The sequence below is a fragment of the Corynebacterium sp. Marseille-Q4381 genome (assembly GCF_036881695.1).
Lineage (GTDB): Bacteria > Actinomycetota > Actinomycetes > Mycobacteriales > Mycobacteriaceae > Corynebacterium.
In genome coordinates this window covers 41,176-61,688 of the sequence record NZ_JBAJNR010000010.1, presented here as the reverse complement: position 1 = coordinate 61,688, position 20,513 = coordinate 41,176, and the positions used below count along the sequence as shown (strand labels likewise).

18 protein-coding genes, 1 tRNA gene and 1 pseudogene are annotated in these 20,513 nt (G+C 66.5%); 13 read left to right on the top strand and 7 right to left on the bottom strand.

Going from position 1 to position 20,513, the window contains the following annotated elements:
- Nucleotides 1–12: 12 nt before the first annotated feature.
- On the bottom strand, nucleotides 13–888 hold the full coding sequence (locus V6D40_RS09395; RefSeq protein WP_334290097.1) for a DUF3662 and FHA domain-containing protein: 876 nt from the start codon (nucleotides 886–888) through the stop codon (nucleotides 13–15).
- A 225-nt stretch (nucleotides 889–1,113) separates the two neighbouring features.
- Between V6D40_RS09395 and V6D40_RS09390 the strand changes: the two genes are divergently transcribed.
- The 6 genes and pseudogenes from V6D40_RS09390 (at nucleotide 1,114) to V6D40_RS09365 (ending at nucleotide 7,013) form a co-directional block, all read left to right on the top strand.
- Nucleotides 1,114–1,593 carry a substrate-binding periplasmic protein gene (locus V6D40_RS09390; protein ID WP_334290096.1) on the top strand — a complete coding sequence of 160 codons (480 nt, stop codon included), beginning with the start codon at nucleotides 1,114–1,116 and terminating at the stop codon, nucleotides 1,591–1,593.
- Complete coding sequence (locus V6D40_RS09385; RefSeq protein WP_334290095.1) at nucleotides 1,593–2,576, top strand: cation diffusion facilitator family transporter; 984 nt, start codon at nucleotides 1,593–1,595, stop codon at nucleotides 2,574–2,576. Before V6D40_RS09390 ends, V6D40_RS09385 begins: the two co-directional genes overlap by 1 nt.
- Nucleotides 2,577–2,636: 60 nt before the next feature.
- Nucleotides 2,637–2,720, top strand: a tRNA-Leu gene (locus V6D40_RS09380).
- Nucleotides 2,721–2,780: 60 nt separating this feature from the next.
- A complete protein-coding gene (locus tag V6D40_RS09375; protein ID WP_334290094.1) occupies nucleotides 2,781–4,157 on the top strand; it encodes an MFS transporter in 1,377 nt (458 codons plus the stop codon).
- A gap of 10 nt (nucleotides 4,158–4,167) precedes the next feature.
- Nucleotides 4,168–5,403, top strand: a pseudogene (locus tag V6D40_RS09370) (glutaminase); the annotation flags it as partial.
- Nucleotides 5,404–5,825: 422 nt separating this feature from the next.
- Nucleotides 5,826–7,013, top strand: a complete 1,188-nt coding sequence (locus V6D40_RS09365; protein WP_334290093.1) for an alpha-amylase family glycosyl hydrolase — start codon at nucleotides 5,826–5,828, stop codon at nucleotides 7,011–7,013.
- Between the two features lie 4 nt (nucleotides 7,014–7,017).
- On the opposite strand, the gene V6D40_RS09360 is transcribed toward V6D40_RS09365, so the two are convergent.
- Together V6D40_RS09360 and V6D40_RS09355 are read right to left on the bottom strand one after the other, a co-directional pair.
- Nucleotides 7,018–7,629 carry a hypothetical protein gene (locus V6D40_RS09360; protein ID WP_334290092.1) on the bottom strand — a complete coding sequence of 204 codons (612 nt, stop codon included), beginning with the start codon at nucleotides 7,627–7,629 and terminating at the stop codon, nucleotides 7,018–7,020.
- A 34-nt stretch (nucleotides 7,630–7,663) separates the two neighbouring features.
- Nucleotides 7,664–8,995: a M20/M25/M40 family metallo-hydrolase gene (locus V6D40_RS09355; RefSeq protein ID WP_334290091.1), complete on the bottom strand. Its 1,332-nt coding sequence runs from the start codon at nucleotides 8,993–8,995 to the stop codon at nucleotides 7,664–7,666.
- Nucleotides 8,996–9,028: 33 nt separating this feature from the next.
- On the opposite strand from V6D40_RS09355, the gene V6D40_RS09350 reads away from it, so the two are divergent.
- Nucleotides 9,029–9,628 carry a TetR/AcrR family transcriptional regulator gene (locus tag V6D40_RS09350; RefSeq protein ID WP_334290090.1) on the top strand — a complete coding sequence of 200 codons (600 nt, stop codon included), beginning with the start codon at nucleotides 9,029–9,031 and terminating at the stop codon, nucleotides 9,626–9,628.
- Here V6D40_RS09350 and V6D40_RS09345 read toward each other — a convergent pair.
- Nucleotides 9,625–10,398, bottom strand: coding sequence for a hypothetical protein (locus V6D40_RS09345; RefSeq protein ID WP_334290089.1), 774 nt, complete (start codon nucleotides 10,396–10,398; stop codon nucleotides 9,625–9,627). The two genes, V6D40_RS09350 and V6D40_RS09345, sit on opposite strands and share 4 nt — an antisense overlap.
- On the opposite strand from V6D40_RS09345, the gene amn reads away from it, so the two are divergent.
- From amn to V6D40_RS09325, 4 genes are read left to right on the top strand one after another with little or no spacing between them, the layout of a single operon-like run.
- Nucleotides 10,397–11,770, top strand: a complete 1,374-nt coding sequence (gene amn / locus V6D40_RS09340; RefSeq protein ID WP_334290088.1) for an AMP nucleosidase — start codon at nucleotides 10,397–10,399, stop codon at nucleotides 11,768–11,770. The genes V6D40_RS09345 and amn overlap by 2 nt on opposite strands.
- Nucleotides 11,770–12,720, top strand: a complete 951-nt coding sequence (locus tag V6D40_RS09335; RefSeq protein WP_334290087.1) for a Sir2 family NAD-dependent protein deacetylase — start codon at nucleotides 11,770–11,772, stop codon at nucleotides 12,718–12,720. The genes amn and V6D40_RS09335 overlap by 1 nt, the downstream gene beginning before the upstream one ends.
- A gap of 2 nt (nucleotides 12,721–12,722) precedes the next feature.
- Nucleotides 12,723–13,898, top strand: a complete 1,176-nt coding sequence (locus V6D40_RS09330) for a glycosyltransferase 87 family protein (protein ID WP_334290086.1) — start codon at nucleotides 12,723–12,725, stop codon at nucleotides 13,896–13,898.
- Nucleotides 13,807–14,727 carry a hypothetical protein gene (locus V6D40_RS09325; protein WP_334290085.1) on the top strand — a complete coding sequence of 307 codons (921 nt, stop codon included), beginning with the start codon at nucleotides 13,807–13,809 and terminating at the stop codon, nucleotides 14,725–14,727. The genes V6D40_RS09330 and V6D40_RS09325 overlap by 92 nt, the downstream gene beginning before the upstream one ends.
- Here the strand turns inward: V6D40_RS09325 and V6D40_RS09320 are convergent.
- Nucleotides 14,717–16,030: a dicarboxylate/amino acid:cation symporter gene (locus V6D40_RS09320; protein WP_334290084.1), complete on the bottom strand. Its 1,314-nt coding sequence runs from the start codon at nucleotides 16,028–16,030 to the stop codon at nucleotides 14,717–14,719. The genes V6D40_RS09325 and V6D40_RS09320 overlap by 11 nt on opposite strands.
- A gap of 123 nt (nucleotides 16,031–16,153) precedes the next feature.
- On the opposite strand from V6D40_RS09320, the gene V6D40_RS09315 reads away from it, so the two are divergent.
- Entirely contained in the window at nucleotides 16,154–16,678 is a 525-nt protein-coding gene (locus V6D40_RS09315; protein ID WP_334290083.1) for a gamma carbonic anhydrase family protein, read from the top strand.
- On the opposite strand, the gene V6D40_RS09310 is transcribed toward V6D40_RS09315, so the two are convergent.
- A complete protein-coding gene (locus V6D40_RS09310; protein WP_334290082.1) occupies nucleotides 16,634–17,704 on the bottom strand; it encodes an ROK family transcriptional regulator in 1,071 nt (356 codons plus the stop codon). The genes V6D40_RS09315 and V6D40_RS09310 overlap by 45 nt on opposite strands.
- Nucleotides 17,705–17,823: 119 nt before the next feature.
- On the opposite strand from V6D40_RS09310, the gene V6D40_RS09305 reads away from it, so the two are divergent.
- The gene (locus V6D40_RS09305) at nucleotides 17,824–19,497 is read left to right on the top strand and encodes a DUF885 domain-containing protein (protein ID WP_334290081.1); all 1,674 of its coding nucleotides are present in this window, start codon (nucleotides 17,824–17,826) and stop codon (nucleotides 19,495–19,497) included.
- On the opposite strand, the gene V6D40_RS09300 is transcribed toward V6D40_RS09305, so the two are convergent.
- Nucleotides 19,494–20,513, bottom strand: a complete 1,020-nt coding sequence (locus tag V6D40_RS09300; protein ID WP_334290080.1) for an AbrB family transcriptional regulator — start codon at nucleotides 20,511–20,513, stop codon at nucleotides 19,494–19,496. The genes V6D40_RS09305 and V6D40_RS09300 overlap by 4 nt on opposite strands.

Here is a 20,513-nt window from a genome sequence, read left to right as displayed (position 1 = left end):
CCTTAATCCTTCCTAGGCGCGGAAAAACTCGGTGCCGGGGTACGCGGCAGCGTCGCTCGGGTACGGCTCGGGCTGCTGCGCGGCCGGCTGGCCAACCGGTTGGCCAGCGTTCGGGCCGACGATGCGGACCTCGATGTGCGAGTGGCCGACGGTGATCACGTCGCCGTCCGCGAGCATCCAGTTCTCAACCGGCTCGTCGTTGACGGTGGTGCCGTTGGTCGACTGCAGGTCCACCAGCACCGCCACCTCGCCGTCCCACGTGATCTCCGCGTGCTGGCGTGACACCCCCGTGTCCGGCAGGCGGAAGTCCGCGTCGTTAGAGCGGCCGAGGATGTTCGACCCCTCGTGGACGAGGTAGGTCCTCGACGACCCGTCCTGCAGCAGCAAGCTCACGGTCGGCTGGGCGCCTCCCGCGGCCGCGTTCATCGGTTCAACATTTGGTTCGGACATAGCATCCTCCTGGTACTGCGGCTCGGCGAAAATTGCGTCGAAGCCGCTGGCCACATCGGGCACGGAATCAATGTACGACGACACCCGCAGTTGCCCGGTGCGCAGACCAGACTCCTCGGCGATCCGCACGACGGCGGGGCCGTCGAGGAACCACCCTTGGTTGCGGACAAACCGCGTGATCTGCTCGGCGAGGTCCACGGGAAGGTCGCGCTGCTGGGACAGGTTTTCCAGATCTTTCGACGACACGCCGACGGCGTAGACGTTCGGGGCGACAAACTCGTCTTGGTCGGTGACCACGACGGAATCCTGCGCCTCCTGCTTGATCAGCTCCTCGATCTCCGCCGGCACAACTTTGCCGCCGAAGACTGCGGCCATGGAGTTGTCCAGGCCGCGCTGAATCGAGCTGTCCAACTTGGCTAACCGGTCCATCACGGACATTTCCCGCACACCTCCTTTCCTTGCGGGGTCGCTATTACATGCGAGCCAGTATAAGTGCCCAATTCACACCAACCTAGACGCCACAAGCGTGAAAGCCCCTGCCAACGCGGTCTCAAAGGCCTGCGCCGGAGGCGTGGACTACGATTTGCGGGCACTGTGTCCAAGGTGGACAGATGAGTTCTGCCCGCGCGCGAGCGACCGGCGGCCAACGAAAGCGAAACCCCGATGAAAAGACTCTTACCTGGCGTTTTAGCCGCTGCCTGCATCGTCGCGCTCGGCGGGTGCAGCTCCCTGCCGCGCGACGCCGCGGATTCCTACAACCAGGCCGCCGGCGGCGCCTTGCGCGTCGGTGTTTCACCTCACGCGCCGTGGACGGTCGTTGACTCCCTCACGGGTGAGGTCAGTGGCACGGAAGCAGACCTCGTGCGCGAGTTCGCCGAGGAGATGGGCGCAGACGTTGACTTCCGCATCGCTCCGGAGAGCGTGCTGGCCGAGATGATGTCCAATTACGACTTGGACGTAGTGATCGGGGGGTTAAGCCACGACACCGGTTGGGACGACAAGATGGCGTTCACCCGCCCGTACGAGACGGTCACCGGCGCCGACGGCAAGGACGACAAGAAGGTCATGGCGGTCGGCCTCGGTGAGAACAGGATGCTGGTGGAGCTCGAACGGTTCTTGAGCAAGAAAACCGGGGAGATCTAGTGAGCGCGAAAACTGAGGCCAGCACCGGCCGCGGCAGCGAGGCACTGCCCGAAAAGCAGCGGGAGCTGATGAAAAAGGCGGTCCGCCTGGAGTGGATCACGCTAATGTTCAAGGTGGTTACCATCCCGCTGGTGGGTCTCGTGGCCGGGCAGTCGCAGGCGATGCGCACCGCCTGGTACGAAGACATCTTGGAGCTGCTGCCGCCGATCGCGTTCCTCATTGCCGCGCGCCAGATCCGCCGCGAGCCGAGCGCGAAGCACCCGTACGGACACCACCGCTCCATCGGCGTTGGCCACTTAGTCGCCGCCACCGCCTTGTTCGCCATGGGTGTCTACCTGCTGATTGACAGCACCATGAGCCTGATTGCGGGCGACCGGCCGCCGATCGGCACCGTGGTCCTCTTCGGCCGCAGCATTTGGCTGGGGTGGCTGATGATGGCCGTGATGGTCGTCTCCGCGCTCGGGCCCGTCATCCTCGGCCGGATGAAGCTGCGCCTCGTCGAGGATTTCCCGGACAAGGTGCTGTACGCCGACGCGGACATGAACAAGGCAGACTGGATGACGGCGGTGGCAACGGTCATCGGTCTTTTCGGTGTGGGCTACGGCTTCTGGTGGATGGACGCGGCGACCGCGATGGTGGTGTCGGTGTCGATCATTCACGACGGTGTGTCCAACCTGCGCAGCGCCGTCGGCGGGTTAACAGACGCGCGCCCGACTGACATCCACGGCAAGAAGCACAGCGCCATCGACAAGGCCGTCAACACTGCAGAAGGCGAGCCGTGGGTGCGCCAGGCGGCCGGCCGCTTCCGCGACATGGGCCACGTGCTGCACGCCGAGATCTTCGTCGTGCCCGCGGGCGACAGCGCAGCGACGCTGTCCAACCTGGTTCAGCTGCGCAAGCAACTTCAGGAGATGGATTACCAGCTGCATGATGTGGTGGTTATCCCGGTCGAGCGCATCCCGGACTACCTGCACAAAGACTGACGCGGACCACGGGATTTGGAGCTTGGCGCGGCCGTGATTTATATTGGTCAAGTTCCACCCGCCCGGGTGGCGGAATTGGCAGACGCGCTGGCTTCAGGTGCCAGTGTTCGCAAGAACGTGGGGGTTCAAGTCCCCCCCCGGGCACAACGAATGCCCCGCAGCGATGCGGGGCATTTTGCATACACACCGTGAGTAGTTCACACCATGAGTAGTTTCGAACCGACCTCCAAGTCCCAGCGGTGGACGTTTTTCGCCGTGATCTCGCTCGGGCTGTTCATGATCAGCCTGGACAACTCGATTCTCTACACCGCCCTGCCGGAATTGAACCGGCAGCTGGGCACCACGCCCGCGGAGTCGCTCTGGATTATCAACGCCTACCCGCTTGTCCTTTCCGGCCTGTTGCTGGGTGCAGGCACGCTCGGCGACAAGATCGGCCACCGCCTGATGTTCATTGTCGGGCTCGCGGTCTTCGGCGCAGCCTCGCTGGCTGCGGCGTTCGCGCCGTCGGCCTGGGCGCTGGTCGCCGCCCGCGCAGCACTCGGCGTCGGGGCCGCAGCCATGATGCCCGCCACCCTCGCGCTGATCCGCTTAACGTTCGCCGACGAGCAGGAGCGCAACACCGCCATCGGTATCTGGAGCTCGGTCGCGGTCGTCGGCGCGGCGGTCGGCCCCTTAATCGGCGGGGCGCTGCTCTCCGCGTTCTGGTGGGGCTCGATCTTCTTGATCAACGTCCCGATCGTTGTCGTCGCGCTGGTCCTGACGCTGCTGCTCGCGCCGGAGAACGTCCCGAACCCGGACAAGCACTGGGACGCGGTGTCCTCCGTGTACGTCCTGGTCGCGCTCTCGGGCTTCACCATCGCGGTGAAGGAGGCAGCGAAGGCGGAGCGCTGGTGGTGGCTGCTCGCCGCCGCGGTCGCCGTCACGGTGACCGCCGGGGCGCTGTTCGGCCGCCGCCAGCGCCTCCTTACAGAACCGCTGCTCACCTTCGACATCTTCCGCTCCCGCCTTTTTGTCGGCGGGGTGGTCGCCGCCGCGGGGGCGATGTTCGTGCTCATCGGCGTCGAGCTCAACACGACGCAGAAGCTGCAGCTTGTCGACGCCCTGTCGCCCCTTCAAGCCGGCCTCATCATCATCGTGATGGCGCTGGCCGCCTTTCCGGCCTCAGCCTTGGGCGGCGCGAACTTGCACCGCGTGGGGTTTCTGCCGCTGATCGCCGGCGGGTTCTTCGGCGCCGCCGCTGGCACGCTGCTGCTCGCGGCGGGCGCGCAGTTTGCCGGCTTGGCGGTGATGGGTGTGTCTGCCGGGGCGATCATGAGCGTGTCGTCGATTGCGATCATCGGGGCAGCGCCGCCGCACCGCTCCGGCATGGCCGCCGGCGTCGAGGAGGTGTCGTACGAGCTCGGCGCCCTGCTCTCGGTTGCTGTGACGGGCTCGCTGATGGGGCGCTGGCTCGAAACCCAGACCTACATGGAGGCATATGGGGGCGTGATGGTGGTGTTGGCGGTGGCGTCGGCAAGCATGGGCCTTTTGAGCCTGTGGTGCTTCGCCGGCAACCCGAAATCGGGCGACCTGCACCCGTAAGATCGGGCGCATGCTTTCGCCCGTGCAGCACTACCTCGAAGAGATCCTGGATAACGTCCGCGACCACGACGGCGGCGAGAACGCCAGCTACATCGAGAAACTCCAAACCGCGGACTCGGACAAGCTCGCGCTCGCCTTGTGCACCGCAGACGGGCACGTCTACTCCGCCGGCGACGACGAGTACGAGTTCTCCATCCAGTCGATCTCGAAACCGTTCGTCTACGCGCTCGCGCTGGACATCTACGGTGCGGAGGAGGTGCACAAGTACGTCGGCGTCGAGCCGAGCGGGGAGGGGTTCAACCAGCTGTCGCTGGACAAGAACGGCAGGCCCGCCAACCCCCTGATCAACGCGGGCGCGATCACCGTCAACCAGCTCATCGGCGGCCCCGACATCGAGGTCGGCGACCGGGTGGAGAAGATCCGCGACTACTTCTCCCGCCTCGCCGGCCGCGAACTGGCTATCGACGAGGAGATTTACGCCTCCGAGATGGCCGGCGCCGACCGCAACATGGCGATCGCCCACCTTTTGCGCGAGGTGGACATGGTCACCGACCAGGCGCACGAAGCTGTGGCCAGCTACATCAAGCAGTGCTCGGTGCTGGTCAACGTGAAAGACCTCGCGGTGATGGCGGCGACGCTGTCCAACGGCGGCACGCAGCCGATCACCGGCGAGAAGATCCTCACCGCCGAGGCGTGCCGGGTGACCCAAGCCGTGATGATTTCCGCAGGCATGTACGACGCGTCCGGCCGCTGGATGGTCAACGTGGGTATCCCCGCGAAGTCGGGCGTGGCTGGCGGGCTGATCGGCACGATCCCGTCGCAAATGGGCATCGCTTCTCTCTCGCCTCGGCTGGATGAACAGGGCAACTCCGTGCGCGGCGTGAAGATCTTCAACGAGCTCTCCGGCAAGCTCGGCTTAAACCTGGTGTCCTCGAACTTCTATGTCGCGCCGGGCGTGCGCTCCATCGAGCACTCCGGCACCGACACCGTTGTGGAGCTGCAAGGACGCGTCAACTTCGTCGCTGCGGAGAAGATCCTCTTCGACCTCCAGCGCCACCACATCGCCGGCCGGCTGGTGCTCGACGCATCACGGGTGACTTCTTTCAACAAATCCGGGCGCAACCTGATCAAGGAGGGTTTGAAGCAGTACCGCGACAACGGCGTGGACGTGGCCTTCTACGACCCGGACGGCACCCTGTCGGGCTACGAGTTCTCCGACGGCACCTCCGCCGAGGCGATTCGGGACTTCACCACGTCGTTCTCCTTCCCCGCCGCGCGCGAGGACGTGTACTCCGCAATCAGCCAGCCGTCCGAGTGGTGGGGCGAGGGCGGCGAGGAGCACTCGGCCATGACCGTCTCCGAGACCGACGCCGGCAACCGCGTGGTGTGGCACCTCGAGCCGCACGGCGAGGAGGACGAGGACCGCACGGAAGGCGACGACACGTCGCTGATCATCGATTTCGTCGACGACGAGGGTTCCGGCGAGACTAAGGTGCGGTTCACCCACCGCGGTAGGCGCCCCTTTGAGCAGGGCTACGAGGAAGAGGCGAAGGGGCTGCGCGAGCGCATTGCCACCGGGCTGCAGCCGCTGTTGAGCCGGCTGGGCAACAACGGCGGGGAAGATGCGGAGGGCGCAGAGAGCTCTGGGCCCGTGCGATAATCGGGCGCATGCTTGATCACGTCATTTGGTGGCATGTGTACCCGCTCGGCGCGACCGGGGCCCCGATCAGGGACCGCGGCGAGCACCCCGATGACGCGGGCCACCGCCTGCGGGACTTGGAGCACTGGCTGGACTACCTGATCGAGCTGGGCTTAAACGGGTTGCTGCTCGGTCCGATCTTTGAGTCCGTCGGCCACGGCTACGACACCCTCGACCACTACGCCATCGACTCCCGCCTCGGCGACTTGGCGGACTTCGACCACTTGATCGCCGAGTGCAATAAGCGCGGCATCAACGTCATGCTCGACGGCGTGTTCAACCACGTCGCCCGCACGCACCCGTGGGTTGCGGAAGGGCTCGCCGGCGACACCGACTGGGAGGGCCACGGCGAGTTGGCCACACTCCACCACTCCGACGAGCGCGTGAAAGAGGCGGTGGCGGACATCATGAGCTACTGGCTCGACCGCGGGATCGTGGGTTGGCGCCTCGACGTCGCTTACTCTGTGCCGGCGGAATTCTGGCGCGACGTGCTGGGCCGCGTGCGCGAAGACCACCCGGACGCGTTCTTCCTCGGCGAGGTGATCCACGGCGATTACGCGGCCATCGCGGAAGCAGGAACGCTGGATTCGGTGACGCAGTACGAGCTGTGGAAGGGCATTTGGAGCTCGCTTAACGACGCCAACTTTTTCGAACTCGACCACACCCTCGGCCGCCATCGCGAAATTTCTTCCCGCGTCACCGCCAACACGTTTATCGGCAACCACGACGTTGACCGCATCGCCTCCAAGGTGGGCCAGCACAAGGAGATCCTCGCGCTGGCGATCCTGATGACCGTGCCCGGAATGCCGTCGATCTACTACGGCGACGAGCAGGGTTTCGAGGGGCTTCGCACCGAGGGATTTAGCGCCGACGACAGCGTGCGCCCCGCGCTGCCCGCGGATCCTCAGGAGCTCTCCGACCTCGGCCGCTGGATCTTCGCGGAGCACCAGAAACTGATCAGCATGCGGCGCCGCAACGCCTGGCTGACCAACGCGGATATCGAGGTCACCCATAAGACCAACGAGACGATCTCGTTGCGGGCGTTTGCAAGCGGCGACGAGGGCGAACACTCGCTCACGCTCGACGCGTGGCTCGACCCCGCCCCCGGGGTGCGCGTGCACTCCGGAGACGGGGTCGAGTACGAATGGCTGGGGTAGAGCTCTAGTTGATGCCCGGCACCTTCACGTTGAAGAAGTTGAGGATCTCGGCCAGGGCTTGGCGCAGCAGCGTGAGCACGTCCGGCAGCACGACGGTGCCGACACCGCCCACCGGCACCTCGAACGACGGCACACCCGCCGGCGCCAGCTGGATGCGCTGGCCGGCCGGCGCCTGCTGGGCCGGGGCCGGCGCCTGCTGCGCCTGCTGAGCCTGCCGGTCCTGCTGGGCCGGCGCCTGCTGCGCGGCCTGCTGGTTCTGGCGCTGAGCCTGCTGAGCCTGCTGGGCCGGTTGAGCGGGCGGGTTCTGGCGCGCCGGCGCGTTGCCGCCGCCCTTCAGCCCGCAGCGGTTGGCGGCCTCGTCCACGCGGCCGAGGGCCTCGAGGATCTGCGGGCCGCGGCTGTCGAAGCGGGCCACGGTCTGTGCTTGGCGGACCTTGGAGTTGTAGTCTGCCTCGTTCGTCCAGTACTTGGAGGCCTGGCTGCAGGGGATCTGGCCGGCAGGAAGCTTCGCCAGAGCGTCATCGATCAAGTCGGCCTGCGCGGCGGGCGCGAGCACCAAAGTGCCGGCGATCGCCGCGGTGGCGGCAGTGGTCAGGGAGCGTGAGCGGATCGTCATGCCACCCAGTATGTCACGGATGTGACGAAAGTGACTACGCGCCCACAAAACGGCGGATCAGCGAGCGGTACGCCTGCGCGGTCAGCCGCACGTCTTCGACCTCCACGTACTCGTCGTGGCTGTGCAGGTTGTCCAGCACGCTGCCGAGCGTCTGGTGGCGCTGGTGCAGGGCGAAGCCGTACCCCACCCCGCCCTTGCGACGGCCGAAACGCAGGTCGGAGCCGCCAGCGGCAATCGTCGGCACGACCGGCACGCCGGGGAAGAACTCGCCGAAGGTGTCCACGATGGCGTCGTACAGCGGCCCCGAGGTGGGGGAGACGGTGCCGTCTTCGGTGATGAGGTGGGTGATTTCGACGTCGTCGGCCATGTCGCCGAGGGCGTCGGTAAGCAATGCGTCAATTTCCTCTTGCGTCTGGCCGGGCAGCGGGCGGCAGTCCATCTCCAGCCAGGCGGTGGACGGCAGCACGTTGATGGCGCCGCCGGCGCGCAGCACGGTGGGGGAGATGGTCAGGTGGCTCATCGCGTGGGAGTAGCGGGCGAGTGGGCCGAGGGAGTCGTACCCGGCGCCGCCAATAAGCGCCTGCTCCGTCTCGGGGTCGAAGCGGAACGCGCGGACGTAGCCGCGCCACAGCTCGTCGTCGGTCACTTGGGGCTCGATGGCGGCGATGCGGCGGGCCACCTCGGCGATCTTCGCCACGGCGAGGTCGCGCTCGTACGGGGTGGAGCCGTGGCCGGCGTCGCCGTGCACCGTCAACCGCCGCTGCGCAGCGCCCTTCTCGCCGACAACCACCACAAGCGCGTCGCTGCCGTCGGCCACCGGCAGGTGTGAGCCGCCCTCCTCGGACAGACAGTTCTTCCACGAGAACGCGTCTGGTGCGTGCTCCGCCAGCCAGCCCGCGCCCAAGCCGCCGCGGGCCTCCTCGTCAGCGCAGCCGACAAAGGTGAGGGTGCCGCGGGGGCGGGCGCCGCTTCGCGCCACGTCGCGCACCGCCGCCGCCATCGCAGCGGTGATGTAGAGCATGTCGGTCGCGCCGCGGCCGTAGATCTTGCCGTCAACCTCCTCCGCGCCGAAGGGGTCGCGGGTCCACTTCGCCCCGTCGACGGGGACCACGTCGGTGTGGCCGAGCAGGGTCAGCGGCTCGGCGCCGGGGTCGGTGCCCTCCAGTGTGAACGCGATAGAGGTGCGCCCCGGGTGCGGCTCGAAGCGCTGCACCTTCACGTCCGGCGCGGAAGCGAAGAACGCCTCCAGCGTGTCGGCGTTTCGCACCTCCTGGCCCGAGTCAGAACTCAAGTCGTTTACACAGGCATTTTTGATCAGGTCTTTCAGTAGTTTGATCGCGGCGTCGCTAAAGTCAGGGGCTGTCATGCGAACGAGCTTATGCTTTGAAAGGAGCCGGAGATGGCACGCCGCGGTTTGAGCGATGACCCCCGAGCGGTCCGCACGCACCACGCGCTTGTCGATGCCACGGTCAGGATGCTGGAGAAGCAGGGGGCCAGCGACATCTCGGTCACCGCTATCGTCCAGGAAGCGAACGTCAGCCGGCAGGTGTTCTACGAGCACTTCGCCGACCGCGACGCGGTGATCTACGCCGCTGGCAAGGCCGTGTTCAAAGACCCGTACGAGGCATTCGCGGCTGCGGTGACCGAGCACGGCGGCATCACCGCCGACGAGGAGCTCGGCGAGCACGTGGCCGCGCTCTTCCGCGCTCTCGGCGAGCGGCGGGAAACGGTGAGTAACCTGATGAACTCGCCGGTTCGCGGGCTGCTCAACCGCTTCGTCATCAACATCATGGAGGAGCCGATCGCCGCCGACCTCTTCACCCGCTTCGAGGAGCACGGTACCGAAACCAGCGAGGCCAACGAGCGCAACGCAGCCTCCACTTCGCGCTTCCTCACGGCTGGGATGCAGGGCGTGTTCAACCTGGCGTTCCAAGAGGAGCTCGCCCCGGAGGAAGTGGGCAAACGGCTGGAAGAGGTCCGCCGCACCCTGCTGGCCTAGAAGCTCGCCAACACCTCGGCCAGCTCGTCGAGCGCGTCCGTCGTGGCCTGAAACGAGCCCTCCTCGCTCAACGCGCCGGCGGCAATGCCGTAGGTCACGCCGTTGATCTCGCCGAAGGCCATCTGCCGCGACTGCCACGAGCCGTCGGCCTCCACGTCGCCCCAGCCGCCCTTGAACGGCATGCCGAGTGCGCCGAGACCCCAGCTTTGCTCCTCGTCGATGTGGCGCATGTGGTTGATAACCGGGTTCGTCTCCACGTCGCTGCGCTGCGACAAGCCGTACGCGTACTCGGCCTGCGAGGCGAACGGCCAGGCGGTGCGGCCCCACGCCACGTCCACCCGCGAGCCGATCTCGTCGCGCACGAGCTCTTCCGCGCCGCCGGCCGCGTTGAGACAAGCCCACAGTTCGTTGGTCGCGTCGTTGTCGGAGATCTCAATAGACCACGTGATCAGCTGCTCGAGGTAGTCCTCGTCGTACTCGCAGTGCTGCTCCGAAGCGAACGCGATGGGGATCTTCACCGTCGACCACGCGGGCAGCGAGGCGACGGAGCCGAGCGTGGTGTGCACGGATCCGTCGTAAAGCGAAAGCCCCATGCGCGTGTCAGTGTCCTGCTCAATGCGCGCGATGGCCGCCTCCAGCGCGGCCGCGTCCACTCCCGGGGTTGCCTCCGCCTCCCGCACCACCTCGAGCGGCTCCGGCTCCGGCTGGTCCGCCGCACACGCGCAGAGGCCCCAGACCGCAAGCGCCGGAATCAGTAGTGTTGGTTTCATGGACACAGTGGAGGAGCTTATCGCGCTTTACGACGCGTCCTTAAACCTCGCCCGCCGCACAATCGAATCGGGCGAGTACGAGCAGTACGCGGCCGTGCGTTACCCGAAACTTTCCGTGACCGTGAAGGCGTGGCACCCGATCAACCGATCGGAGCCCTTCGGCTACGTCGACGAGGCGGGCGTGTACTCCGCGGTGCTGTCGCGCCCCGACCTGATGGCCGGCTACCTGCGCGCGCAGCTCGACGCGCTGACCTCCAACTACGAGTGCGACGTGGAGGTGGGTTACTCGGACGTGCGCATCCCGCCCGAGTACATCCCCGGCGTCGGCGACTTAAGCGAGGTGCGCGCAGCCAACAGCTCGTTTATCCCGCGACCGTCCTTGGACGAGGTGGACGACGCGATCGTGGACGGCCACTGGGACGCCTTCCACGGCGACGAGAAGCCGCTGTTCCACTTCGGCCCGCAGCGCTTCGATCTCGCACTTGCGCGCTTGCAGCACTACACCGGTATCAGCCCGGAGTCGTTGCAGAAGTACATCCTGTTCACCAACTACGCCATGCACGTGACCGAGTTTGTGCGCTTCGGCGTGCGCGAGCTGTCACGCGAAGAGTCGCGCTACACCCGCCTGGTGCTGCCCAGCGGAGAGACCGTCTCCGACACCGTGGCGCTGGAGGATCTCGAGCTCGGCTCGAAGTTCCAGATGCCGCGCTACGACTTGGTCACCCCGGACGGTGACGGCATCACCATGATCAACATCGGGGTGGGCCCCTCCAACGCGAAGACGATCACCGACTGCCTTGCGGTGGTGCGCCCGGAGGCGTGGATCATGATCGGCCACTGCGCCGGCATGGACGCGCGCATGCGCATCGGCGACCTCATCTTGGGTAACGCCTACGAGCGCCACGACCACGTGCTCGACGACCACATCCGCGCCGACCAGCCGATCCCGGCCGTGCCGGAGATCCAGCGCACGCTAGAAAAGGCCGTGGCCAAGGTCTACGGTGAGGACAGCTCGCTGATGCGCACCGGCACCGTCTTAAGCACCGGCGACAGGAACTGGGAATGGAAATCCCCGCGCGATCTGTGGGACTGGCTGCGCGGCTCCACCGCCGCGGCCGTGGACATGGAGTCGTGCACCGTCGCCGCCAACGGGTACCGCTACCGCGTGCCCTACGGCACGCTTCTGGCCGTCTCCGACCTGCCTATCCACGCAGTGCCCAAGCTGCCGGCAGGCGCCCAGGCGTTCTACTCCAACTCAAAGGAAGCGCACGTGATGTGCGCTGTGCGCGCGATGGAGCGGTTAGCCAAGAACCCCGACCGGCTGCGCACCCGCAAGCTGCGCCGCACGATCGGCGAGGTACCGTTCCGCTGATGCAGCGCTTCGACGTCACCGAATTCGCCGACCCAGCGATTGCCATGGCGCACAAGAGCGCCGTGCGCTCGATCGAGCGGGTGGTGCACGAGACCGCGGAGCCGACACCGCCGGAGGAGGCGCTCGCGCGCGTTGTGGAGCAGCTGCGCAACCCGAAGGCCCTGGTGATCACCGGCGCGGGCGTCTCCACCGCCTCAGGCATCCCGGACTACCGCAGCAAGAACGGCCGCCTGACCAAGGGCCGCCCGATGACGTTCCAGGAGTTCGCCCACTCGCCGAACCAGGTGCGCCGCTACTGGGCGCGCGCGTTCGTGGGCATCCAGTTCATGCGCGCGGCGGAGCCCAACCGCGCCCACTTCGCGCTGGTCGAGCTGGAGCGCGCCGGGCTGATCCGCGGCATCGTCACCCAAAACGTCGACGGCCTGCACACCGAGGCGGGCGCGAAGAACGTCATCGCGCTACACGGCGACATGGAGCAGGTGGTCTGCCTCGATTGCGGCGCGCTGCACGAGCGCTCGCTTATCGACGCCGCCTTCCACCACGCCAACCCCACCTTCTTCGGCAACGTGAACAAGCGCGGGCTGACGGTCAACCCCGACGGTGACGTGGAGCTCGACGACGCCGACGTGGAGCGCTTCCGCATGATCGGCTGCCCGGTGTGCGGATCCGAGCGCCTCAAGCCGAACGTGGTGTACTTCGGCGAGAACGTGCCGAAGGCACGCCGGGTGCTGGCGGACGGGTGGCTGGACGAGTCCACCTCCGTCATCGCGGTCGGGACGTCGCTCGCGGTCATGAGCGGCTACAAGTTCGTCCTCGACGCCCGCCGCCAGGGCAAGCCGATTGCGGTGATCAACGGCGGCCCGGGGCGCGCCGACGCGAAAGTGGACACCTTGTGGCGCGCCGACGTCGGCGCCGCCCTCGACGACGTTCTCGACGGGCTGGGGCTGTAACCGTGGCGGCCCCGGTTGCAAGCGCGCTGATTCTGATCGCGGCGATCGGGTTCAGTTGGTGGCGCTATGCCGAGAACGCGGACAACCTGCACAGCGTGTGGGCCATCCTTTCGCACGGCGATGTGCCTTCCGACCTGCAGGTCTACCTGCTTGGCGGGCAAAAGGTGGCGCACGGCCAGCCGCTGTACAGCGGTGACCTGCTGCCCGGCCTACCGTTTACCTACCCGCCGTTTGCCGGTGTGGTCTTCTCCTGGTTCGGCGAGGCGACGCACGAGCTGGGTGTGGCGTGGACGGTGGCGTCGATAACCGCCCTGTCCCTGATCTGCTGGTGGGGTACCCGCTCCCTCGTGCCCGCGGTACTGCTCACAGCGTTTTTCGTGCTCGCGACGGAGCCGGTGCACGCAACGCTCTACTTCGGCCAGATCAACATCTTCCTCATGCTTTTGGTTTGCCTGGACTTTCTGCCGCGTTACCGCCTGCCAGGCATCGGCGTCGGGCTTGCCGCGGGCATGAAGCTCACCCCCGCGTACTTCATTCTGCTGCTTGCGCTGCAGCGCCGCTGGGGCGCGGTGTTCATCGCGGGCCTGACGTTTTTGTGCACCGTTGCCACGGGGTTCAACTCCGTTACAGACGCAAGCCGGTTCTGGACCGAGTCCATGTTCAACTCCGACCGCGTCGGGTACGCCGACAACCCGGGTGCCCAGGCGATGCGCCAGGTGCTCTCCCGAGAGCTGGGCATCGAGTCCACGCCGCTGTGGTTGTTGCTGACGGTGCTGGTGACGCTGCTGGCTGCCGCAGGGGCGCATTTCGCTTTATCGCGCTCCGAGCTCCCCCTCGCCGTTTCCCTCATCGGCATGGCGTCCTGCCTGGTCAGCCCGTTCTCCTGGCACCACCACTGGGTGTGGATCGTGCTGTTTGGCTGCGTGATCTACCGCTGGTGGGGCCCGCTCATGCTGATTGTATTCATGTTGCCGTACGCCGCCGACAACGTTTCGCACGAGCTGTTCGTGGTGCCCAACCTGCTCTTCACGGTCGTCCCGATCGGTTTCATGGGCTGGTACGTGTGGCGCGAGGTACGCTTCCCACATGTCATTTCCCAGGCGCACACGTCTTCTCGCCGCGACCGTGGCGACCGCAACCGCCCTCACCCTCGTCCCCCTGCAAGCCGCCAACGCTGAGCCGGCGCCTGTGACCGGGGTTGAGCTCGGCACGTCGCTCTCGAACGCCGTTGCCGTCAACGCCCGCTTCGACTTCAGCGATGCCGAGACCGTCGGTCTTCCTGCTCTTCGTAGACTCCGCGCAGAAATGTGGGATATCAACCCCGCGTATGTGCCCTACGGCTCCGAAGAGACAGGCACCCGCCTGCAAGACATCGCCCGTAAGAATGGTTTGACCACCAAGGATGCGTACGTAAACGCGTTCCAGATCGACCCAGATCTGACGCGCATTGCGGTGCAGCGCGCAGCTGAGCAGCCGCTCGGCTCCCTCACCCACGACCGCGCGGTTCCTGCCGCCATTAACGGCAAGAGCGCTAGCGGTGAAGCGCTTGCGTTGGGGAGAAATCTGGAGGGCGCAATTTTGCAGGCCTGGGGGCACGGCGAGCTCCGCGCCCTCCAATCTGCTGGCGGCGAGTGGAATCTAAGCAACGGCCACCTGCACAACCTGCTCAACCCAGCGAATAGGTCCTTCGGCTTCGGGCACGTCAGCGTTTACGCGAACGGCAGTTTTTACGAATACACCGCCGGTATTTCCGCCTCCGCCGCTGCAAGCGGGGCTTCCCTCCCGGCAGGCAAACAGGAACTGAACCTCTACCGCCCGGCCCGTTCCGGCGAAACCCCGACGGGTGAGCAGCCGTTCCGCGCCCCAGCCAAGCCCAACTTGGGCAACACCGTTGGCACCGGCGTTTCCGGTTCCTCTGCCGACGTGAAGACCATCATCAGCATTATCAGCGCGGTGATCACGCTGATCAGCGTGCTGGCGGGTGTCGCGCAGCAGTTTATGCGTTAACGCGCTCCTCGCGCGGTGCGCGGTCGACGCCGTCCTCGGCGGCGTCCCAGACGTCCTGGTTCAGGATGCCCTCGCGCTTCGCCACCACAGCGGCGACCAGCGCTTGGCCGGTGACGTTGACCGCGGTGCGGCCCATGTCGATGATCGGGTCGACGGCCAGCAGCAGGCCGACACCGGCGAGCGGCAGGCCGAGCGTGGAGAGGGTGAGGGTGAGCATCACCGTCGCGCCGGTGGTGCCGGCCGTGGCGGCGGAGCCCAGCACCGCCACAATCGCGATGAGCACGTAGTCGCTGAAGCTCAGCGGCACGCCGTAGAACTGGGCGACGAAGATCGCGGCGATTGCCGGGTAGATGGAGGCGCAGCCGTCCATCTTCGTGGTCGCGCCCAGCGGGATGGCAAACGAGGCGTACTCGCGCGGCACGCCGAGGGATTCCTCGGTTGTGCGCTGCGTCACCGGCATCACACCCATGGAAGAGCGGGTGACAAAGCCCAGCGTGGTCACAGGCCACACGCGCTTGAAGAAGCCGCTGACGGAGAGGCCGTTGAGCGCCAGCACGACCGGGTACAGGCCGAAGATCACCAGCGCGAGGCCCAGGTAGATAGCGAACACGAACTTGCCCAGCGATCCGAGCGCTTCCCAGCCGTAGGACACCACCGCGTTACCGATGAGCGCGGCGGTGCCGATCGGTGCGAGGCGGATGACCCACCACAGCACTTCCTGGATGACTTTGAGCAGGGACTCGGAGACGTTGATGAACGGCTCTGCGGCCTTGCCCACCCGCACAGCGGCGATGCCGAGGAGCAGGGAGATCACCAGGATCTGCAGCACGTTGAAGTTCAAGGTGACGGCGCCGGCGTCGTTCACCTTCGCTCCGAGGCCCAGGATGTTGGCCGGGACCACCGAGTTGATGAAGCCCATCCAGGATCCGGTGCTGGAAGGGTCCGCGGCGTTGGCGGCGTCGACGGTGGAGTTGACGCCCGGCTTGACCACCAGGCCCACCACAATGCCGATCACCACGGAGAAGAACGCGGTGATGGCGAACCACACCAGCGTCTGCACCGCGAGGCGGGCGGCGTTGGCCACCTGGCGCAGGTTCGCGATCGAGGTGACTACCGCGGTGAAGACCAGCGGCGGGATCAGAAGCTTCAACAGCTTGACGTAGGTGCTGCCCACCCAGCCGAGTGTGGCGGCCAGCGCGTTGTCTTCGGGCATGCCGGCGGCGACGAAGCCGAGGATGAGGCCGATGATAAGGCCCGCGATCACCTGGGCGCCGAAGCTCGTGGCCCATTTGGGAAGTCGCATGAGTTCTCCTATAGACAATTCGGTCTAGAAACAATCAATATTCGCGATTAACCTACACCAACGCGGCACCTATGTCGCAACTTACGGTGTACCGAGCTGTCTTAAAACGCTTAGAATCGCACCATGATTTACAGCTTCGAAGGCAAGACTCCGCAGATCCACCCCAGCGCCTACGTCGCCCCGGGGGCGACGGTGATCGGCGATGTCGTGCTGGGCGAGGACGTCAACATCTGGCCGGGCGCTGTGCTCCGTGGCGACGTCGGGCGCATCGTCGTCGGCGCGCGCTCCAACATCCAGGACGGCACCGTGGTCCACGTCGACACCGGCGGGGAAACGGTGTTGGGCGAAGACGTCACGGTCGGCCACATGGCCATGCTGCACTCCTGCGAGGTCGGCAGCGGCACGCTGGTCGGCATGTCCGCTACCGTGCTGAGCCGGTCGGTGATCGGCCAGTGCAGCGTCATCGCCGCAGGTTCCGTGGTGCGCGAGGGCCAGGAGATTCCGGCGTTTTCACTTGCCGCAGGCGTGCCGGCCGCAGTCAAGCGCGAGCTCGAGGAATCCACGCGCGCTGACCGTGTGGACCACGCCGCGGCGTATGTCGACCTAGCGCGCCGCCACCGCGAGGGGATCGCAGAGCACGAGGTCTAGCGCCGCAGCGCGCGCGATGTCGCGCACCATCTCGCGGTGGCCGGGCAGCATGCGCAGGTCCAGCTTGGACGCGTCCTTGGCGGCGCTCTCGCGCACCGATTGCGCGAACGGGACGTGCGACAGCGGGTCGTCGTGGAACGCGCTGCCGGCAATGACCACGGTTGCGGGCGAGTGCTCGAGGCACAGCTTGCCGACGAGCTGTCCAAGCCCCCTCGCGCGCCTATCCAGCGCCGGGCGCGTGGTGTCGCGGTGCGCGGAGTCTGTCACCGCGTCGTTCAGCGTGCGGATCTCGTCGATGCCGATCTGCTGGAGCAACCCGCGCGTGGTGAGGTCGTCGCGGTCGACGTCGATCGGCTCCACGCCGGTGTCGGTGCCGATGGCGCAGGCGATGGAGTCGTCGGCGAACAGGGCGAGCACGTTCGGCATCTTCAGGTTGCGGCTCGACTGCATCTCGGAGCCGACAATGGCAGCGCTCACCGAGGTCACCTGCACGGGCACGGAGAACTGTTCGCGCATCTGCTCGCCGAAGGGCACCTTGTTCCAGCCGAGGTTGGGGGCGGTAACGCAGCCGTCGTCAGTCACTGTGCCCGAGGCGGTGACCCCCACGGTGGCGAGCGGGCGGTCCAACCCTGCGGTAAGCCGGTGCAGCCCCGCCATCACGTGCTGGATGAAGTCGTCCTGGTTCAGCGTCGCCACCGGCAGATCCACGTCCGAGCTGCGCAGCGTGCGCCCCTTGATGTCGAACAGCGCAATGTACGTGGAGTCGGTGCCGATTGAAATGCCTGCGTGCACGGCCGGCGTCTCCGCAAGCTCCAAGGGGACAACGGGGCGGCCGCGGCCGGCGGATTTGGCTAAGTCGAGCCGCTCGGTGACGTAGCCCGCCTGGGTCAGCGCGCCGACGGCCCGGGTGATGGTGGGCTGGGACAGCTCAGTTGCCTCGATCAGTTCGCTGCGCGTGGTCAACTCGCCGAGTCGTACGAGGTGGAGGCACTTCGCCGGGGGAGTTTGCGGGCGCAGGAAAGGCATAAAATTACTCTTCCACATTCTAGACCGCTTTGTCCATTTCCGGGCCCAGCCTGTTCATCCTGGCAGACCGTGCAGTTCAGCTGCCCGTCATTTCGGGGGCTGGGATAGACTGCCATGCCATGACGTCAACTTCCTCGCCCTTGCGCGAGCCTTCGCTTCTCGACGCTACGTGCGAAAACTTCGTCTACGACATGGCCGCACTGATGCCGACGGTGGCAACCGAGATCGGGCTGGAGGGCTACGACGGAGAACTGCAGAACTTCAGCCCGGAGTTCTGGGAAACGGTCGCTGACCGCATGCGCGACGTCATCCAAGACGTCGAGGCGCTCAACGACTGCACGGACGCCTCCGACGACGAGGACGACTTCGATGACGTTGACCGCCTCACCGCCACCATCCTGCGCGACCGGGTGACGATGGAACTCGAGCTGCACCACCGCGGCGAGTTCCTTCGCCGGCTGAACAACATCGATTCGCCGGTGCAGACCATCCGCGACTCCTTCGAGCTGATGCCGAAGGTGACAAAAGAAGACCTCGACAACATCGCCTCGCGCATGTCGCACGTGCGCGGCGCGCTGCGCGGTTACGCCGAGTCGCTCGCGGAGGCTGCCGCTACCGGCGACGTCGCCTCCCACCGCCAAATAGACAACGTGGTCAACCAGTGCGAGGCCCTCGCCGACGACGACTCGCAGCTCGAACACCTCGGCCTGCCCGCGGAATCGAAGGTGGTCGAGGAGGCCAAGGAGGCGTTCGCCGAGTTTGCCGACTGGCTCTCCACCGAGCTTTCCCCGCAGGCCACCCACGACGACGGGGTAGGCCGCGACCGCTACGAGGTCTTCTCCGAATTCTTCCTCGGCCGCAGCATCGACCTCGACGAGGCCTACTCGTGGGCCAAGGAGGAACTGGCCGCGACTGTGAGCGAGCAGGTCGAGCTCGCCCACAAGCTCTACGGCTCCGACACGAGCGTGCTCGGCGCCTACCGCAAGCTCAACGAGGACCCCCGCTATCAGCTGCGCGGCACCGACGCGCTGATGGAGTGGATGAACAGCGTCAACGAGCAGGTGCTCGCGGAGATCGACGGCAAGGACCTCACCGTGCCGGAAGACCTGCACAAGGTCGAGTGCGCGGTGGACCGCGCCGGCTCCGGCGGCATCTTCTACACCGCTCCGTCGGACGACATGCTGCGCCCAGGCACGATGTGGTGGTCCGTGCCCGAAGGCCAAGAGGTGTTCCACACGTGGCAGGAGCTGACCACCGTCTTCCACGAGGGCATTCCCGGCCACCACCTCCAGATCGGCACTGCACTCACCCAGCGCCACGATCTCAACCTGTGGCGCCGCTCCATGTGCTGGAACTCCGGCCACGGCGAGGGTTGGGCCCTTTACGCCGAGCACCTCATGGGCGAGCACGGTTACTTCGACGACCCGGGCTACCGCATGGGCCTGCTCGACTCCCGCCGCCTGCGGCTCGCCCGCGTGATGGTGGATATCGGCGTGCACTTGCGCAAGACCGTTCCGGACGGCGCAGGCGTGTGGGACGCGCAGTACGCGAAGGCGTTTCTGCGCGACAACTCCGCGATGATGGAGGCGAACCTCACCTTCGAGCTGGACCGCTACATGGGCTGGCCGGGCCAGGCGCCGTCGTACGCGATCGGCTACCGCGACTGGCTCACCCTGCGAGACAAGGCGCTCGCCCAGGGCATGTCGCTGAAGCGCTTCCACGACAAGGCGCTGCGCCTCGGCTCAATGCCGATGGACATGCTGGCCGCCGAAGTGCTCAACCACGGCCGCTAAAGCGCTCTCAGAATCCGCGGCAGGTACGCGGCGAACACCAGCACGCAGATCAAGCGAATCAACTGTAGCGCGATCACGGCTGGGCCGGCGCCCCCCTCCGCGGACAGCGCCAGGACCGTTTCCAGCGCGCCGGGCGTGGTGGCCAGGTAGCCCTCGTAGAGGGAAATGCCCAGCCACTTCGACATCACCCAGCCCACGCCCGCGCACGCGGCCATGAGCCCGACGATGTAGAGCATTGTTGCCGGAAGCATCCGGCTGAAGCGCTTCAACGCGTCAATGTCGAGCCCTCCGCCGGCGAGCCAGCCGATCGCGATGAGCGACGCCACCGTCAGCGGCATCGGCGGGGTAATGGAGAAGTCCGCGAGCGTACCCACCAGCACTGTCAGCAGCATCGGGCCGAACACAGACGCGTTGGGTAGGTGCAGGACTTTACCGAGCGGGATGCCGGTGACAACGAGCGCGGGCACCAGCAACCACATCCACGGCGAGGCCACCGCTTCTGCAGCAGCCGCAGGCGAGGCCTCCGCGCTGCCGGGCGCCATGAGTGAGGCGACCAGCGGCAGCGTAATCGACACCGTGAGCAGGCGCAGGTACTGCGACAAGGCCACGTAGCGCACATCTGCGCCGACCTCTTCGGCGATGGCCGGCATCACCGACGCGCCGCCGGCTAGCAGCGACAGCACGCCGGTTTCACGGGAAACCCCGTGGTTGGCCAGCACGAGGCCACCGACGAAGGCGAGCCCGATCGTGAACGCGGCGGCTGCAAGTCCGGGGATGAGAAACGTCGCCAGCTCGCGTCCGGGGATACCGATCAGCGGCACCGCCGCCAGCACGCCGATGGTGCCGCGCGCGAGGCTGAACAGGCGCTTCGGCAGGCGCAGTTCGCGCCCCGACACGAGCGCCACCGATCCCGAGACGATGATGGCGCCGAGGATCCACGCCGCCGGCACGTGCGCCGCGCTGAGCAACCACCCCAGCGCCACGGACAGGGGAGCGACAACGAGCCAGCGGTTCAC

What these genes read in the sequence shown, in the direction of transcription:
- V6D40_RS09395 (WP_334290097.1), bottom strand. Translation starts at nt 888, where the DNA reads ATGTCCGTGATGGACCGGTTAGCCAAGTTGGACAGCTCGATTCAGCGC.
- V6D40_RS09390 (WP_334290096.1), top strand. Translation starts at nt 1,114, where the DNA reads ATGAAAAGACTCTTACCTGGCGTTTTAGCCGCTGCCTGCATCGTCGCG.
- V6D40_RS09375 (WP_334290094.1), top strand. Translation starts at nt 2,781, where the DNA reads ATGAGTAGTTTCGAACCGACCTCCAAGTCCCAGCGGTGGACGTTTTTC.
- V6D40_RS09365 (WP_334290093.1), top strand. Translation starts at nt 5,826, where the DNA reads ATGCTTGATCACGTCATTTGGTGGCATGTGTACCCGCTCGGCGCGACC.
- V6D40_RS09360 (WP_334290092.1), bottom strand. Translation starts at nt 7,629, where the DNA reads ATGACGATCCGCTCACGCTCCCTGACCACTGCCGCCACCGCGGCGATC.
- V6D40_RS09355 (WP_334290091.1), bottom strand. Translation starts at nt 8,995, where the DNA reads ATGACAGCCCCTGACTTTAGCGACGCCGCGATCAAACTACTGAAAGAC.
- V6D40_RS09350 (WP_334290090.1), top strand. Translation starts at nt 9,029, where the DNA reads ATGGCACGCCGCGGTTTGAGCGATGACCCCCGAGCGGTCCGCACGCAC.
- amn (WP_334290088.1), top strand. Translation starts at nt 10,397, where the DNA reads ATGGACACAGTGGAGGAGCTTATCGCGCTTTACGACGCGTCCTTAAAC.
- V6D40_RS09345 (WP_334290089.1), bottom strand. Translation starts at nt 10,398, where the DNA reads ATGAAACCAACACTACTGATTCCGGCGCTTGCGGTCTGGGGCCTCTGC.
- V6D40_RS09335 (WP_334290087.1), top strand. Translation starts at nt 11,770, where the DNA reads ATGCAGCGCTTCGACGTCACCGAATTCGCCGACCCAGCGATTGCCATG.
- V6D40_RS09325 (WP_334290085.1), top strand. Translation starts at nt 13,807, where the DNA reads ATGTCATTTCCCAGGCGCACACGTCTTCTCGCCGCGACCGTGGCGACC.
- V6D40_RS09320 (WP_334290084.1), bottom strand. Translation starts at nt 16,030, where the DNA reads ATGCGACTTCCCAAATGGGCCACGAGCTTCGGCGCCCAGGTGATCGCG.
- V6D40_RS09315 (WP_334290083.1), top strand. Translation starts at nt 16,154, where the DNA reads ATGATTTACAGCTTCGAAGGCAAGACTCCGCAGATCCACCCCAGCGCC.
- V6D40_RS09310 (WP_334290082.1), bottom strand. Translation starts at nt 17,704, where the DNA reads ATGCCTTTCCTGCGCCCGCAAACTCCCCCGGCGAAGTGCCTCCACCTC.
- V6D40_RS09305 (WP_334290081.1), top strand. Translation starts at nt 17,824, where the DNA reads ATGACGTCAACTTCCTCGCCCTTGCGCGAGCCTTCGCTTCTCGACGCT.